Origin of the sequence: Streptomyces sp. WMMC940, from assembly GCF_027460265.1 — a bacterium.
Classification (GTDB): domain Bacteria; phylum Actinomycetota; class Actinomycetes; order Streptomycetales; family Streptomycetaceae; genus Streptomyces.
This window is the reverse complement of the sequence record NZ_JAPZBC010000001.1, coordinates 1,273,743-1,290,039: the sequence shown is the minus strand read 5'-3', so window position 1 is coordinate 1,290,039 and position 16,297 is coordinate 1,273,743. Positions and strand designations below refer to the sequence as shown.

The 16,297-nt window shown below is 73.3% G+C and carries 13 protein-coding genes; 1 reads left to right on the top strand and 12 read right to left on the bottom strand.

Annotation, left to right across the window (positions count from 1 at the left end; all coding sequences use genetic code 11):
- Window positions 1-600, bottom strand: coding sequence for a molybdopterin-dependent oxidoreductase (locus tag O7595_RS05780; RefSeq protein WP_269727648.1), 600 nt, complete (start codon window positions 598-600; stop codon window positions 1-3).
- Window positions 601-1,055: 455 nt separating this feature from the next.
- Between O7595_RS05780 and O7595_RS05775 the strand changes: the two genes are divergently transcribed.
- Window positions 1,056-3,311, top strand: coding sequence for a heavy metal translocating P-type ATPase (locus O7595_RS05775; protein WP_269727647.1), 2,256 nt, complete (start codon window positions 1,056-1,058; stop codon window positions 3,309-3,311).
- Between the two features lie 425 nt (window positions 3,312-3,736).
- Here the strand turns inward: O7595_RS05775 and O7595_RS05770 are convergent, their stop codons facing one another.
- From O7595_RS05770 to O7595_RS05720, 11 genes are all read right to left on the bottom strand, one after another.
- Entirely contained in the window at window positions 3,737-4,363 is a 627-nt protein-coding gene (locus tag O7595_RS05770; protein ID WP_269727646.1) for a DUF305 domain-containing protein, read from the bottom strand.
- 129 nt (window positions 4,364-4,492) lie between these two features.
- A complete protein-coding gene (locus tag O7595_RS05765; protein ID WP_269727645.1) occupies window positions 4,493-4,951 on the bottom strand; it encodes a DUF6153 family protein in 459 nt (152 codons plus the stop codon).
- Between the two features lie 600 nt (window positions 4,952-5,551).
- Window positions 5,552-7,015 carry a catalase gene (locus O7595_RS05760; RefSeq protein ID WP_269727644.1) on the bottom strand — a complete coding sequence of 488 codons (1,464 nt, stop codon included), beginning with the start codon at window positions 7,013-7,015 and terminating at the stop codon, window positions 5,552-5,554.
- A gap of 397 nt (window positions 7,016-7,412) precedes the next feature.
- Window positions 7,413-8,339 (bottom strand): 2-hydroxy-3-oxopropionate reductase, encoded by a 927-nt coding sequence (locus O7595_RS05755; RefSeq protein ID WP_269727643.1) that lies wholly within the window; start codon window positions 8,337-8,339, stop codon window positions 7,413-7,415.
- Between the two features lie 59 nt (window positions 8,340-8,398).
- Window positions 8,399-9,238, bottom strand: a complete 840-nt coding sequence (locus O7595_RS05750) for a TIM barrel protein (protein ID WP_269727642.1) — start codon at window positions 9,236-9,238, stop codon at window positions 8,399-8,401.
- 601 nt (window positions 9,239-9,839) lie between these two features.
- Window positions 9,840-10,679 carry a hypothetical protein gene (locus O7595_RS05745; protein WP_269727641.1) on the bottom strand — a complete coding sequence of 280 codons (840 nt, stop codon included), beginning with the start codon at window positions 10,677-10,679 and terminating at the stop codon, window positions 9,840-9,842.
- A 48-nt stretch (window positions 10,680-10,727) separates the two neighbouring features.
- The gene (locus O7595_RS33625) at window positions 10,728-11,501 is read right to left on the bottom strand and encodes a hypothetical protein (RefSeq protein ID WP_332328122.1); all 774 of its coding nucleotides are present in this window, start codon (window positions 11,499-11,501) and stop codon (window positions 10,728-10,730) included.
- Window positions 11,474-12,751, bottom strand: coding sequence for an MCE family protein (locus O7595_RS05735; RefSeq protein WP_269727640.1), 1,278 nt, complete (start codon window positions 12,749-12,751; stop codon window positions 11,474-11,476). Before O7595_RS05735 ends, O7595_RS33625 begins: the two co-directional genes overlap by 28 nt.
- A complete protein-coding gene (locus O7595_RS05730) occupies window positions 12,748-14,040 on the bottom strand; it encodes an MCE family protein (RefSeq protein WP_269727639.1) in 1,293 nt (430 codons plus the stop codon). Before O7595_RS05730 ends, O7595_RS05735 begins: the two co-directional genes overlap by 4 nt.
- Window positions 14,037-15,152, bottom strand: coding sequence for an MCE family protein (locus O7595_RS05725; protein ID WP_269732378.1), 1,116 nt, complete (start codon window positions 15,150-15,152; stop codon window positions 14,037-14,039). Before O7595_RS05725 ends, O7595_RS05730 begins: the two co-directional genes overlap by 4 nt.
- 146 nt (window positions 15,153-15,298) lie before the next feature.
- The gene (locus O7595_RS05720; RefSeq protein ID WP_269727638.1) at window positions 15,299-16,279 is read right to left on the bottom strand and encodes an MCE family protein; all 981 of its coding nucleotides are present in this window, start codon (window positions 16,277-16,279) and stop codon (window positions 15,299-15,301) included.
- Window positions 16,280-16,297: the final 18 nt, after the last annotated feature.

The window sequence follows — 16,297 nt, the reverse complement described above, 5'->3', positions numbered from 1 at the left end:
TCAGTCGTCCCAGGTGCGCTGCTCGCGCCAGGGGTCGCCGTAGTTGTGGTAACCGACGCTCTCCCAGAAACCGGGCTCGTCCTCGATCGTGAGCCGCAGTTCCCGCACCCACTTGGCCGACTTCCAGAAGTACAGGTGCGGCACCAGCAGCCGCGCGGGGCCGCCGTGTTCGGGGGACAGCGGGAAGCCGTCGTAGGTGTGGACGACCCATGCCCTGCCGTCGAGGAGGTCCTCCAGCGGAAGGTTCGTGGTGTAGCCGCCGTGGCTGACGGCCACGGCGTGGTCGGCGGCGGTCTCGACGTCCTCCAGGAAGGCGTCGACCGGGACGCCCCGCCACGGGGTGCCGAACTTGGACCACCGCGTCACGCAGTGGATGTCGTGGACCGTGTCCTCCTGGGGCAGCGACATCATCTCGTCCCACGTCCAGCCGCGGGAGTCGCCGTTCTCCGTCGTCACGGTGAAGGTCCAGGTCTCGGTCGGCACACGGGGTGTGGGGCCTGCGGACAGCACCGGGAACGACTCCGTCGGGTACTGCCCTGGAGGCAGCTTCTCCGCCAGGCCGCGTCCGCGACCGTGGAAGCCGGGTGAGAACGTACCCATGCCGTCGCCTCCTGAGCGCCGTGTCCTGGCCGGTCGGGTACGGGGCGGCGCTCGTGCCCGGCCGTCGTGTGTGGTGTCCTCAGGTCCAGTGTCGGAGGGCGGCGACGGCCCGACCACTCAGGCGGCCGGCCCGGCCGCTCGGGCGGCCGTCGTGGTGCCCGCGACGCCCGGCTCGCCGGGCCGGCCCGGTGGGCGGGCGGGTCGACCGGGGCGCTGCGGATGCCGTCGGCGGCCCCAGCGCGATGCGACGCCGGGGTGAGCGGATTGCCTGAGGCGGTGAGAAGCCGCGGCTCCTCCCGGGTCCTGGAAGGCGCTTGCGGTCGGATACGGGTGGGGGGTGTGTATGGACGTCGAAGCGTACCCCTAGGGGGTATAGTTCCCGGGAGGATCGGGCGCCGGACGAGGGGAGCCCCGCCGGCGGCCGGCCCGCCCCATCCACGAGCTCAGGAGCAGGGATGACTGCCACGGTCCACGGCACCGCCGAGGTCGAACTCGCGATCGGCGGCATGACCTGCGCCTCGTGCGCCGCCCGTGTGGAGAAGAAGCTCAACCGCATGGACGGTGTGGAGGCCACGGTCAACTACGCCACCGAGAAGGCGAAGATCTCCTACCGCGACGACGAGGTCTCCGTCCGCGATCTGATCGCCACCGTCGAGGCGACCGGCTACACCGCGACCGAGCCCCCGCCGCCCCGCACCCGTACCGAACCCGGTGACGCCGGGACGGGGGAGGAGGGCGGGCTGCGGACGCTGCGGCAGCGACTGGTCACCGCGGTGGTGCTGTCGGTGCCCGTCGTGGCCATGGCGATGGTCCCGGCCCTGCAGATCGAGTACTGGCAGTGGCTCTCGCTGACCCTGGCCGCGCCCGTGGTCACGTACGCGGCCTGGCCGTTCCACCGCGCCGCCCTCACCAACGCCCGGCACGGGGCCGCCACCATGGACACCCTCGTCTCGGTCGGCACCTCGGCGGCGTTCCTGTGGTCGCTGTGGGCCCTGTTCTTCGGCACCGCGGGTGAGCCGGGCATGACCCACGGCTTCGAGCCGACCATCACCCGCACCGACGGCGCCGGCAACATCTACCTCGAAGCCGCCGCCGGCGTGACCGCGTTCATCCTGGCCGGCCGGTACTTCGAAGCCCGCTCCAAGCGCAGGGCCGGCGCCGCGCTGAAGGCCCTGATGGAGCTCGGCGCGAAGGACGTGACCGTGCTGCGCGGCGGTGGGGAACGGCTGGTCCCCGTCGCCGAACTGGCCGTGGGCGACCGCTTCCTGGTGCGCCCGGGAGAGAAGATCGCCACCGACGGCACCGTCGTCGAAGGCTCCTCCGCCGTGGACGCGTCCATGCTCACCGGCGAGTCCGTACCCGTGGAGGTGTCCGTCGGCGACCCCGTCACCGGAGCCACCCTCAACGCCGGCGGCCGGCTCGTCGTCGAGGCCCGCCGGGTCGGCGCGGACACCCAGTTGGCGCGCATGGCGAAGCTGGTCGAGGACGCGCAGAACGGCAAGGCCGCGGCGCAGCGGCTGGCCGACCGGATCTCCGCCGTGTTCGTGCCCGCCGTCATGGTCCTGGCCGTGGGCACGCTCGGCTTCTGGCTCGGCAGCGGGGCTGGATGGACGGCCGCGTTCACCGCCGCGGTCGCCGTCCTGATCATCGCCTGCCCCTGCGCGCTGGGTCTCGCCACGCCCACCGCGCTCATGGTGGGCACGGGGCGCGGCGCGCAGCTCGGCATCCTGATCAAGGGGCCCGAGGTCCTGGAGAACACGCGCAGGGCCGACACGATCGTCCTCGACAAGACCGGCACCGTGACCACCGGGAGGATGACCCTCCTCGGGGTCCACACCGCGGAAGGGACCGACGAGTCCGAGGCCCTGCGGCTGGCCGGGGCGCTGGAACACGCCTCCGAGCACCCCATCGCCCAGGCCGTGGCGACCGGAGCGGCCGAGCGGGTCGGGGCGCTCCCCGCACCCGAGGACTTCGTGAACGTCCCCGGCCTCGGCGTGCGGGGCGTGGTCGCCGGGCATGCCGTCCTCGTCGGCCGCGAACGCCTTCTCGCCGAGTGGTCCATCGTGCTCCCGGCCGAACTGGAGCGGGCCGGAACGGAGGCGGAGGCAGCGGGCCGGACCGTGATCGTCGTGGCCTGGGACGGCGAGGCCCGGGCGGTCCTGGAGGTCGCCGACGCGGTCAGGCCGACGAGCGCCGAGGCGGTGCGGCGACTGCGGGCCCTCGGGCTGACGCCGATCCTGCTGACCGGCGACAACAAGGCCGTCGCCGAGGCGGTCGCGGCGGAGGTCGGCATCGAGCGGGTCGTCGCCGAGGTCATGCCCGAGGACAAGGTCGACGTGGTGCGGCGCCTGCAGGAGGAGGGCCGGACGGTGGCCATGGTCGGCGACGGGGTCAACGACGCTGCCGCGCTCGCCCAGGCCGACCTCGGCCTGGCCATGGGTACCGGAACCGACGCCGCCATCGAGGCGGGCGACCTGACGCTGGTGCGCGGCGACCTGAGGGCGGCGGCGGACGCGATCCGGCTGTCCCGCAGGACGCTCGGCACGATCAAGGGCAACCTCTTCTGGGCGTTCGCCTACAACGTCGCCGCGCTTCCGCTCGCCGCGGCGGGACTGCTGAACCCGATGATCGCGGGCGCGGCGATGGCCTTCTCGTCGGTCTTCGTCGTCGGCAACAGCCTGCGCCTGAGGGGCTTCCCCCCGGCGGACTGAGGACGGCCGCGTCCGCGTGGTTCCGCCTTCCCGGCTGCACGCCGGAGCGACGGTGCGCCGGGAAGCGGGCCTTCCGGCCCGAGCGAACTCGTGGCGGCGGCCGAGCGCGGGGAGGGCGAGTCCTGGAACGTGTCGCCGACGATCCCCGTCCGGTTCGGTGCGCGGCAGCCGAGGGGGCGCCGCCCCGCCGTCCGGGGTGCCCGCGGCCGGCCGCGTACCGGCGTGGAGCGCGGTGAGGCGTCTTCCGCACGGGCGGCGGGCGGCAGGGTGGCCACGGCGACTCGGCGCGGTCGTCCCGGCAGCGGCACGGACAAGGACCGGCGCACGGCCATGGGTCGACGGACGGATCCGGCGGCCTGGGGTATTCCGGGAATGGTCGAAAAGAACGGGGAGGGGGCCCGCCGGCCCCCTCCCCGCCGCGGGGGTCAGCCCCGGCCGAGCAGCTTCCTCATCAGTGAGATCTCGCCGGTCTGCGCGGTGATGATGTCGCCCGCCATCTGCTTCGCGGCCGCGTCGGCGCCGCCGGCGCGCTCGGCCTCGGCCATGGCCACCGCGCCTTCGTGGTGCTCGATCATCAACTCCATGAAGGCGGTGTCGAACGCCTTGCCCGAGGACTGCTCCAGTCGGGCCATCTCCCGGGGGCTCATCATCCCTTCTGCGCCGTGTGCGGCATGGTCCGCACCGTCCTCCGCGGGGACGTCCTCGCCCCATGAGGACAGCCAGCCGGACAGCGTCCTGATCTCCGGGCCCTGGGCCTTCCGGATGTCCTCGGCGAGCTTCCTCACCTCGGCCGATTCCGCTCGGGCCGCCGCGAGCTCCGCCATCTCCACCGCCTGTCGGTGGTGGGGGATCATGCCGTTGGCGAAGGCGACGTCGGCCGCGTTGTGCCGCCCTCGCGGGGCGGAGGCCGCGGCGGGCGGGGTCGCCGCCGCGTGCCCGCCGTGGCCGCTCGACGTGTCGGTGCCGCCGCCGCACGAGGCCAGGACGAAGGCGGCCGCGCCGGCGGCGGCCATGGCGACGGTACGTCGGGCAGGGGAATGCTTGCTGGTCATGCTGGTGCAACTCCTTGACGCGCGACCTGGATCGGACGCGCGGGATCGCGGGAACGAGGGCGTGCGGAGGCGCGGCGCCGCTCACCGCCCGGGCCGGGGCGCGAAACGGGAGGCGCCGTGCCGCGTGCCCTATATGCGCAGGAGTTGCAGTTCGGCCAGATCGGGCGGGGCCCGCCCGTCCGGGGGTGTGCGACCGGCCCCGTTCGGCGTCGCGACCGAGGGCGGGGCACCGAGCGCGGCGGCAGGCTCCGGGGGTGCGTACGGGGAGCCGACCCCCGCTGCGGCGCACGTCCCGTCCGTGTGGTCGAGGTGGTCCGCCCCACCGTCCGTGTGCGAACAGCCCGGACCGGCCTCGGGTACGGACGGCTCGGGCACGGATTGCGCGTGGGCGGACTGCCCGTGGGCGGGCGAGGTGTGGACGGTCGAGGTGTGGACGGTGGTCGCAGCGCCGTGCGCCCGTGCCTGGGACCCGGGAACCCCGGCGGGCGCCAGGGCGTGCATGCCCAGTACGCCCGCCAGTACCGCCAGCACCAGCAGCGCGAGCCCACGCCCTGCGGGGCGCGTGCGGCTCGTCGTGCGGCGGGTCATGGGCTCATCGTAGGGGGCCCGGCCGGTGAACCGTCCGCCGGCCCGTACCCGGGGCGGCAGCGCGTTGGCGCACCGCCCGTCCCGGGTGCGCGCCCTCCGGGCTGGTACCGCTTGCGCGAGCGTCCCGCCCGGTCCGGGGAGGTGGTTCCGCCCGACGGTGCGAGGCTGGCGCGACAGGACGTTCGCGCCGCCGGGCGGGGTTCGTGGGTGCTGCGGAGCCGGAGCCGGAGGCTCGCGGAGCCCTGAGGTCGGGTGCCCGGAGCCGAGTCGGGGAGGGCCTTCTCGGACCGGGCCGCCGGGGTTCCGCCGGGACCGCGGCGGGGCGATGGGCTCTCCCGACGGCCCCTCCCTCAGGTCTGGAAGGGGGCCGGGTCGGCCCTTACCACCGCACCGGCTCGCACACCGCCGCGGTCCTCCGGCGGGCGCCGGCCGTGCGGCCGGCGCCGTGTCCTCGCCGTCGGCCACCCCTCATCCGGGCCGGCGGTTCGGACGGCGTACGCAGGCGGGACCTCCCGGTCTGCGTGCGTACGCGGTCTCGGTCCCAGCACCCCGTCCGCCGCCGCGGTCGAGACGATCGCGGCGGGGACGGGGAGCCGAGTCTCAGTCCTCGCGCAGGGCGGCGACCGCCGCCTCCACGCGCCTGCCGTAGTCCGGGTCGGCCGCGTGGAAGTGGGCGAGGTTCTTCTCGATCACGTCGTCACGGGAGACCTGGGACAGGCCGCCGGCGATGTTCGCGATCAGACGCGACTTCTCCTCCTCCGACATCAGGCGGTAGAGCTCACCGGCCTGGTGGAAGTCGTCGTCCTTGGCGTGCTGCGGTGCGGCGTGCGTGCCGGTGTGGCCGTAGAGTGCCAGCGGGGCCGACAGGGCGGCGTCCGACTGCACCGGGCCCGCGTACGAGTTGGGCTCGTAGTTCTTGTCGTGGCGGGAGCCGTTGCGGGTGGCCATGAGCCCGTCGCGGCCGTAGTTGTCGGCTCCGCCCGGCACGGCCTTCGGCGCGTTCACCGGGAGCTGGGTGTGGTTGACGCCGAGACGGTAGCGGTGGGCGTCCGCATAGGCGAAGAGGCGCCCCTGGAGCATCTTGTCCGGCGAGGGCCCGATGCCCGGCACGAAGTTGTTCGGTGAGAACGCCGCCTGCTCGACCTCGGCGAAGACGTTGTCCGGGTTGCGGTCGAGGACCAGCCGGCCGACGCGCTGCAGCGGGTAGTCGGCGTGCGGCCACACCTTGGTGAGGTCGAACGGGTTGAAGCGGTAGTCCGCCGCCTCGGCCGCGGGCATGATCTGGACGTACAGCGTCCAGGACGGGTTCACGCCGCGCTCGATCGCCTGGAGCAGGTCCGTCTGGTGCGAGTTGGGGTCCGTGCCCGCGACCTCGGCGGCCTGCTCGCCGCTCAGGCAGCGGATGCCCTGGTTCGTCTTGAAGTGGTACTTGACGAAGAAGGCCTCGCCCTCGGCGTTCGTCCACTGGTAGGTGTGCGACCCGTAGCCGTTCATGTGGCGGTACGAGGCCGGGATGCCGCGGTCGCCCATCAGCCAGGTGATCTGGTGCGTGGCCTCCGGCGCATGGGCCCAGAAGTCCCAGACGTTGTCCGGCTCCTGCTTGCCGGTGAACGGGTCGCGCTTCTGGGAGTGGATGAAGTCCGGGAACTTGACCGGGTCCTTGATGAAGAACACCGGGGTGTTGTTGCCGACGAGGTCGTAGTTGCCCTCCTCGGTGTAGAACTTCACCGCGAAGCCCCGCGGGTCGCGGACTGCGTCCGCGCCGCCGAGCGAGTCGGCGACGGTGGAGAAGCGCAGGAAGACCTCGGTGCGCTTGCCGACCGTGTCCAGGAAGCCGGCCCGGGTGAAGCCGCCGACGTCGTCGGTCACCTCGAAGTAGCCGTACGCGCCGGAGCCGCGTGCGTGGACGACTCGCTCCGGGATGCGCTCGCGGTTGAAGCGGGCGAGCTTCTCCAGCAGGTGCTGGTCCTGGAGGAGGAGCGGGCCACCGACGCCGGCGGTGGCGGAGTTCTGGTTGTCGGCGACCGGAGCGCCGGACTCGGTCGTAAGCACGCGCTGCGTCATGGGTGGGAGGGCGGCCTTCCGTGCGGGAGCTGCTGAGGTGTCTGGAGCGTAAGTACGCGTCCGAGAAAACGTCAACAGTTTGTTGAAGTCAAGGGTGTGAATCCGGGCCGTGGCTGCGCTTGGGCGCGACAGGACAGGTGTCAGCGCGGCCACGGCCCGGACGTCTGAGAGGGGGTCGATGGTGACCCCGGGTCGGGGGACCCCAGGCCGGAGCGGGGTGGACGGTCCCTTCGGGGGTGGACCCGGTCGGCCGCGGCGGACCGCAGGCCCGGGTGGCCCGGGTGGGAGCGTGTCGCGGGGCGGGTGGCCCGGTGGGTGCGTGCTGGGGGGCGGGTGCGCGGCGAGCGGTCTCCGGCGGCGGGATCAGGCGACCGGCGAGCGGTCTCTCGCGGCGGGATCAGGCGACCGGCGAGCCGGACAGGCGCTCGACCGCGCGGAGCAGTGCCGAGTGGTCCAGGCCGCCGTCGCCCTGTGCGCGCAGGGAGGCGACCAGCTGGGCGACGACGGCCCCGACCGGCAGTGCGGCACCGACGTTGCGGGCGGCGTCGGTGACGATGCCCATGTCCTTGTGGTGGAGGTCGATGCGGAAGCCCGGCCTGAAGTCGCGGTCGAGGAAGTTGTCCTTCTTGCGGGTCAGGACGGTGGAGCCGGCCAGTCCGCCGTTGAGGACGTCCAGGGCCGCCCGCAGGTCCACGCCGGACTTCTCGAGGAAGACCACGGCCTCGGCGCAGGCCTGGATGTTGACGGCGACGATCAGCTGGTTGGCGGCCTTCACCGTCTGGCCGGAGCCGTGCGGACCGCACAGGACGATCGTCCGGCCCAGGGCCTCGAGGATCGGCCGGGCCTCGTCGAAGGCGTCCTGCCCGCCGCCGACCATGATCGACAGCACCGCCTCGACGGCGCCGGCCTCACCGCCCGAGACGGGGGCGTCCAGTACGCGGATTCCCTTGCCGGCGGCGTTCGCCGCCAGGTCGACGGAGGTCTGCGGGGTGATCGAGGACATGTCGATCAGTAGGGCGCCACGCCTGGCGTTCTCCAGGATCCCGTCCGGACCGTACGCGATGGCCTCCACCTGCGGTGAGGCGGGGACCATGGTGATCACGACGTCGGCGTCCCCGACGGCCTCGGCGATCGAGGCGGCGGCGGTGCCGCCGGCGGCCGCGAGTCGGTCCAGCTTCTCTTGCTCCAGGGTGTACCCGGTCACCTGGTAGCCCGCCTTGATCAGGTTCTCGGACATGGGCGAGCCCATGATGCCGAGGCCGATCCACGCGATCTTGGGCAGGTTCGGGCGGGAGGAGCGGGAGGAGTCTGCGAGGGTGCTCATCGGGATGCCTCTCTTGGAGCGGTGGTACGAAAGGGAGTCGGCGGGCGGCGGGCCGGGGGTCAGCGCGCGGGCCGGGCGCCCTTGGGGAGCCAGTCGAAGGACCGGGCGCTCGGACGGTCGCCGGCCTTGTACTCCAGGCCGATCCAGCCGTCGTAGCCGGCCTTCCTCAGCCGGTCCAGCAGCTCCTCGAGCGGCAGGGAGCCGGTGCCGGGCGCGCCGCGGCCCGGGTTGTCCGCGATCTGCACATGGCCGGTCTTCGCCGCGTACGCGTCGATGACGGCTGCGACGTCCTCGCCGTTCATCGACAGGTGGTAGATGTCGAGCAGGAACTTGGCGTTGCCGAGGCCGGTGGCGGCGTTGACCTTGTCCACGACCTCGATCGCGGAGGGCGCGCTCACCAGTGGGTAGAGCGGGGACTCCGGCTTGTTCAGGGTCTCGATCAGCAGGATCGCGCCCACCCGGTCGGCCGCGCGGGCCGCCGTCACCAGGTTCTCCAGGGCGAGTTCGTCCTGTGCCGCCGGATCCGCGCCCTCGACCCGGTTGCCGTACAGGGCGTTGAGCGCCTTGCAGCCGACCGAGGCGGCGAAGTCCGCGGCCACGTCGATGTTGGCGCGGAAGCGGTCCGACTCCTCACCGGGCACGGAGAGGGCGCCGCGGTCCGGGCCCGGAAGCCGGCCGGCGTAGAAGTTCAGGCCCACCAGCCGGGTGCCGGAGTTCTTGAGCGCCTGCCGCAGGTCGTCCAGTTCGCTCTGGTCGGGCGTGGGGGTGTCGATCCAGGGCCACCACAGCTCGACCGCCGTGAAGCCCGCCGCGGCGGCGGCCGCGGGGCGCTCCAGCAGCGGGAGTTCCGTGAAGAGGATCGAGAGGTTCACATCGAAGCGCTGGTCCGTGTATCCCATGAGGGAGTTGCGCTCCTTCCGTATTGCGGAAACTCATTTCTGCTTAATGGAAGATTGCCTGGCGGGGTGAGAGCTGTCAAGACCGGGCCGTCATCCGACCGACATGTGGACCGCTTCCCGCCGGCGGCCCGGGGGCCCACGGGGCGACGGGCACGACAGGGAGCTTCCCGGCGGTACGGAAGGCGCCCCGGGACGGGCGGACTCGGGAAGCGGTGTGCGGGCTCGCGCGGACGGGACCTGCGACGGAGATGTTCCCGGGCGGACGGGCGCGGACGGAGGAGGCCGTACAGGCGGCGGAAACGCGTCCGGGCGACCGGGGGCGGGCCGTGGAGGGCCGGGGTGTACGGGACGGGGACGGGTCGTGGGGGAGCGGGTCGGACGCGAAGGGCCCCGCCGGCCGGGGCGGGCACGAGGAGCCCGGGCCTGCCGGGGAGGCGGAAGAGGCCCCCCGGGTCCGCCGGAGAGCACGAAAAGGCCCCCCGGGGGCACGAAAGGGGTCCCCGGGTCTGCCGGGGAGAAGAAAAGGGCCTCCCGGGTGGACCGGGGGCGACCTGCACGGTCGTTCCCCGTCCACCCGGGAGGCACCGGGCCCCCGGCGGCGCTACAGCGCGTCGACCGCGCTGACCTTCCACCCGCCTGAGGTGCGGGTCAGCTCCATACGGACGCGGTTCAGATCCACCCGGGGGCCGTCGACCCGGGTACTCCGCGTCACCTGGTTGACGAACAGCAGGACCACGGCCCGGTCCGGCGACGCCGACACCACCGAGGCGGCGGGGCTGCCGCCGCCGGGCGGCGTCACCACCGAGGCCGTGACCACCCCCTGGTACTTCTTCGCCGTGGGCGCCACGACCTTCGTCGTCGTCCTGCGGTACTCCTCGAGGAAGGGCCCGGTGAGATGGCCGCGGGCGGCGGCGAAGTCCCGGTCCAGATGCCGGTGGTCGTACGAGAGCACGGCCGGCGCAGCCTTCCGCGCCGCCGCCAGAGCGCGGGCGCGTCCTTCGTCGGCCTGCCGGCCGTGCGCGTACGCCGTGCCCAGGAGGGCCGCCGCGACCAGCCCGGCGACGGTCAGCAGGGCCAGCACCGCGCAGACCAGCAGCCGGCGTCGCGGGGACCGCCGGCCCTGTGGGCCGCCGTCCTCCCCGGCCGGGGCACCGGCCGAGGGCCCCGAGCCCGGCTCCCGCTCCGGCTCTTCCCAGTCGGGTGCCTCCCAGTCGGGTTCGGTGCCCTCGGCCGGGGGGTCCTCGGCGCGCAGGGTCCGTCCGGACACCAGGGCGCCGGAGTCGCCGGGCGGGCCGGAGGTGTCCGCGCCGGGCGCCGGCCGCCGGCCGCCCCCGGTCTGCTGGGCCTGCTCGGCACGCTTGGCCGCCGCCCGGGCCGCGGCGGTCATCGAGCGCCGGGCGGGGGAGCCGGCGCCACGGCCGCGGGTCGTCGTGTTCGCCACGGGGATTCTCCTCACTGTGGGGCGTACTGGCGCGACGGCGGGTGCGGGTCAGCCGACGAACTCGACGTTCGACGTCAGCCAGCGGCCGCCTTCGAGCACGAGGTCGAGCTGGAGCCGGTAGGTACGGGACTGGCCTTCCGGGGCGGCCGAGTTCGTCACCTTGCTGTCGGCGACGACCAGCACCCTGGCGGTGCGTTCGTCGGCACGGGCGACGCCGGCCTCCAGCACCTGCCCCTGGGAGACCGACTTGTTCGCGGCGACGAGCTTGGTCAGCTCCGCGGTCTGTGCCGCGAACTGCTCCTTGAAGTCGCCGGTCGCGCCCTTGAGGACGTTCGCGCTGTCCCGCTCGTAGTGCCGGTAGTCGAGCGAGGTGAAGTTCAGCGCCGACCGGCGGGCCGCGGCCAGGATGTCCTGGCGGCGCTCCTCGTCGGCGCGCTGCTCGTACACCTGGAGTCCGAGCCACAGGGACAGCGCCGTCGTCGCGACGGTCGCCACCGCGAGAACGGCGGCCACCGCCCTGCCGTGCCGGGCGGCCGAGGCCGCCCGTGCCCCGAGCCGTGCCAGCGCCCGTACGGTCCTCACCACCGGCCCCGCGCGCCTGCCGTCCGCCTCGTGTGCCGTTGTCGCCGTCCCTGCGGACGGGTCGGTCCCGTGTCCGTCCGTCTCCGGTGCGGTGCCGTCGCCGTCGGCCGTCGCGTCGGTCTTCCCGCCGTCGGCCGCCGGGGCGGTCCTGCCGCCGTCTGTCGCCGTGACCGCCGAGGCGCGGGTCTCCGCGCTCTCCGCCGCCACGTCCGTCATGCCATCGGTCCCACGAGCAGCCATTGCCATGACTCCTTTCCGAACACGCTCTGTTCGCCGCCCGTCGAGCCGATCTCGACAGCCGTTCCGTCCGGTCCGGCCGCCGCGCCGGTCTCCGGGTCGTAGGGGGTGACGTACGCCGCCGGGCCCGCACCGCCGCCGGAGTGCCCCGAGGAGCCGGGCGCGTTCTGCGCGCCGCGGACCGAGGTGGGGCCACCGCGCGGGGCCGAGCAGCGCGCCGCGGTGTTCGCGGGCCGGTCCGAGGTGTCCGAGGGGTCGCGGCGCCGGGTGTCGTAGCCCTGCCGGCACGCCGGTGGGTCGTCGGCGTTCGTCACCATGCCGAAGTGGGTGGTGCCGTCCCCGGGGATCACCGTCCAGCTGCCCGCCACCACCACGGGGAAGGTGACCAGGGCCTGTTCCACACCGGGCAGCCGGGCCAGCGTGATCTGGCCGCCGCTGATCAGGTTGCCCAGCAGGACCGGCAGATGGGGCCGGGTCTCCGAGAGCAGCGAGTCGACCTCCTGCGCGGCGGGCGCCCCGGCGCCGACGAGCCGCCGGATGTCACCGTCGGAGGACTTCAGCTCCGCGGTGAGCGCCGCGAGGTCCCGTGAGAAGGACCGGATGGCCGAGCCCTGTTCGGCCTGGGTGCCGAGTACCTTCCGGGAGTCCTCGATCAGGGCGATCGTCTGCGGCAGCGACTCGGACGCCGACTCGACCAGGCTGTTGCCGGAGTCCACCAGCCTGCTCAGCTCCGGACCGGTGCCCGCGAATGCCCTGCCGAGTTCGTCTACCGTGATCCGCAGGTCCTCCTTGCCGACCGAGTTCACCAGCCGGTCCAGACTGAGGACGACGTCGGTGGTGGGCAGCGGCACCCGGGTGTCACCGCGGGCGATGACGCTCCCCTCGCGCAGGTACGGGCCGCCCGTTCCGCGCGGCTGCAGGTCGACGTACTGCTCGCCGACCGCGGAGCGGTTCGCCACCACCGCCACCGTGTCCGCCGGGATGCGGGCACCGTCCTCGATGTCCAGGTCCACGGACACGCCGTCCCGCCCGGTCAGCCGCAGCTCCCCGACCCGGCCCACGGGCACTCCCCGGTAGGTGACCTCGGCGCCCTGGAACACCCCGCCCGAGTCGGCGAGGTCGGCGCGCACGGTGTAACCGCGGTCGAGGACGGCGTCCACCAGGCCGGTGTAGCGGGCCCCGACGTACGACACGCCGATCGCCGTGACCGCGGCGAAGGCCGCGAGCTGGATCCTGACCATGCGTGTGATCACGGCTGCATCCCCTTCAGCATCAGCTCCGCCAGGGCGAGATCGACCCCCGGAGGACGTCCGTCGCCGTCGCCGCTCCCGTACGACGCGTGCCCGGTGGTGCACACCGGCGGGCACAGACCGCCTCCGCCGCCCGGGAGGCTCGGGGCGGAAGGCGCGCCCGGCCCGCCCGGCGGCGCCGTGGGCGCCGGGACGCCGGGCACGTCCGGGATGCCGGGCACGTCCGGGAGCTCCGGCGGGTCCGGCAGATCCGGTACGCCGGGCACCTCCGGCACACCGGGCCTGGACGGCTCGTCGGCGAGATTGCCGTAGACCGAGGCGAGGTCGAGATCGGCGGTGATCTTCAGATTGACGTAGTCGCCGTGGATCGCGTCGACGGCGTTCCGCGGGAACGGATACGTCGTCAGCAGTTCCAGGGCGTTGGGCAGATCGGCACCTGCCGCGTTGAGCTGCTCCAGGATCGGCCGCAGGCTCTTCAGGTTCGCGACGGTGTCGTCCCGCGACGCGTTGATCACCTGGCTGCCGGTCTTCCCCAGCTTCGACAGCGATGTGAGCATGGCCGTCAGGCTGCGCCGCTGGTCGGCCAGGACCTTCAGCGCCGGAGGCACCGTGTCGAGGGCCCCGGCGATGGTCTTCTTCTCCTGTGCCAGCCGCTCGGCGAGCCGGTCGATGCCGGCCAGCGCCCGGACGATCTCCTTGCGTCGGCCGTCGAGACCCCCGATGAAGGTGTCCAGCTCGGTCAGCAGGGACTTGACCCGGTTCTCCCGGCCCTCCAGCGCCTTGTTGAGCTCGGTCGTGATGGTCTTCAGCTGGGCCACCCCGCCGCCGTTGAGCAGCGCCGACAGCGCGGAGAGCACCTCTTCGATCTCCGGGTTGCGGCCGCTGCGGGAGAGCGGGATCCGGTCGCCGTCCTCCAGCCGGCCGGCCGGGGCGGCGTCCGCGGGTGAGGACAGCGCCACGTACTTCTCGCCGAGCATGCTCGTCTGCCGCAGCTCGGCCACCGCGTTGGCGGGCAGCGCCACCGAGTCCGCGACCCGCAGCCGCACCCGGGCGTGCCAGCCGTCCAGCTCGACCTTCTCGACCGCGCCGACCGTGACGTCGTTCACCTTCACCGCCGACTGGGGCACCAGGTCGAGCACGTCCCTGAACTCGACGGTCACCCGGTAGGCGTTGCCGTCGGCCGCGGCGCCGCCGGGCAGGGCGACGTCGTGCAGACCGCTGAACTCACAGCCCGTCAGCAGCAGCGAGCCGGCAGCCGCCCACGCCGCGGTGCCGGTGCGCAGTGTCCTCATGCGCGGGCCTCCAGGATTCCGCCGAGCGTCCGGTCGACCGGGCCGGTGCCGGAGACCGCCCGGGTGCCGGCCGGTTCCAGCTCCGGCAGGGACTCGAACAGTTTGTGCAGGTCCCCGCAGTCCTTGGCCTTCGCCTCCCCGGTCGTGCGCAGCAGCGAGCAGAGCAGCGAGGCCGGGTCCTGCGGGTGCTCGACGTTGTTGCGGGTGTCGAGCGTCCCGGCGGACGGGTTGTAGGCGTTCTGCAGGTTCGACAGCCCGGCCGGGGCGACCTCCAGCAGCTCCGCGAGCGCGGCGCGCTGGGTGACCAGCACCTTGGTGACCTTGCTCAGACCCTCCACGTTCGACGCCAGCGACCGCTTGTTCGCCCGGACGAAGTCGGATACGTCGGCGAGCGCCACGCCCAGGTGTCGCAGCGCCGCCGCAAGGTCCTTGCGCTCCGCGGCGAGCTGTCCGGCCACCTTCGCGAGGCTGTCGTTGAAGGACCGGACGTTCTTGTCGTCCGCGGCCAGCGCCGCCGTGAACACCTGGAGGTTGCGGACGGTGGAGAACAGGTCCTGCCGCCCGTCCGACAGGGTGGTCACCGCCAGGGAGAGGTCCTCCACCGACTGGTGGATCGCCTCGCCCTGCCCCTGGAGGTTGTCCGCGCTCACACCCAGCAGCCGCGACAGCGCGCCGTCGTCGTTCGCGCCGCGCGGGCCGAGCGCCTCGGAGGTGGTGTGCAGGCTCTCGAAGACCCGGTCCAGCTCCACCGGTACGGCCGTGCGCTCCTCCGGGATGACGGCGCCGCCGCGCATCACCGGGCCGCCCCGGTACACGGGCAGCAGCTGCACGTAACGGTCGCTGACCACCGACGAGTTGATGATCGCGGCCTTCGCCCCGGCGGGCACCTTCCGTTCGGGCCCGTACTCCAGGACCACCCGCACCCGGCGGCCCTCCGGAGTGATCTCCTTGACCTCGCCGATGCGGACACCGAGCACCCGGACGTCCGAGCCCGGGTAGATGCCGACCGTCCGGGGGAAGTACGCGGTGACCCGGACCGGTTCCTGCCGCGGCCACAGCAGCAGGCCCACCGCGACCAGTGCCAGGGCCGCGACCAGCGCCACCCCCCGCATCAGGGGTGTGCGCGGCACACGTGTGCGCGCCAGGGACGTGCGGGGCGGACGTATGCGCGCCAGAGCCGTGCGCATCACACGTATGCGGGGCAGAGGTATGCGCGCCAGAGCCGTGCGGGGCAGGCGTATGCGCGACAGGGGCGCTTTCACGAGGGACCTCCCGTCCGCGGGACCACCGGAGCGGCGACCAGATTCTGGATGTAGCTGTCGAACCAGCGCCCGTTGCCGAGGGTGTTGGCGAAGACGCGCACATACGGCGCGAGCAGCCGGACACTGCGGTCGAGTGCGGCCTGGTTGCGTTCGAGCATGTCGACGACCTGGTTCAGGCCCTTCAGCGCGGGCCCGATCTCCTTGCTGTTGTCCTTCACCAGGCCCGACAGCTGGACCCCGAGCGAGGCGGAGCTCTTGAGGAGGGCGTGGATCGCCGCCCGCCGCCGCGAGATCTCCTGGAAGAGCGCGTCGCCGTCCTTGACCAGCGTGGAGAACTCCCGGGAGCGCTCGGAGAGAACCGTGCTGACCCCGTCGGCGTGTTCGAGGAGTTCGCGCAGTGCCTGGTCGCGGGAGGCGACCGTACGGGAGATCCGCGACAGGCCCTCGACCGACTCCCGCACCTCGGCCGGGGAGTCCTCGAAGGTGGTGGAGATCGTGTCCAGCGCCGTGGCCAACCGCTCGGTGTCGATCTGCTCCGTCGTGGTGGTCAGGTCGCTGAACGCCGTCACGACGTCGTACGCGGGCGTGGTGCGGCTCAGCGGGATCTCGCTGCCCGGCCTCAACTGCCCCGGGCCCTTCGGCTCCAGGGCGAGGTACTTGGAGCCCAGGATCGTCTTGACGCGGATGGCGGCACCGGTCCGGGTGCCGAAAGCCGGCTCCCCCTTGACGCGGAAGACCACCCTGACGTGGTCCCCGTCCAGGTCCACCTCGTCGACCTTGCCGACCTTCACCCCGGCGACCCGCACCTCGTCGCCGGGCTTCAGCCCGCCCGCCTCCGAGAACGCGGCGCTGTAGCTCTCACCGTCGCCGATCAGCGGCAGGTCGTCGGCGTTGAACGCGGCGACGGCCAGCAGCGCGAGCGTGGTGAGGCCGACCGCGCCGATGGTCACGGGGTTGCGCTCCCGGAACGGGATCATGCGGGTCCTCGGACGCCC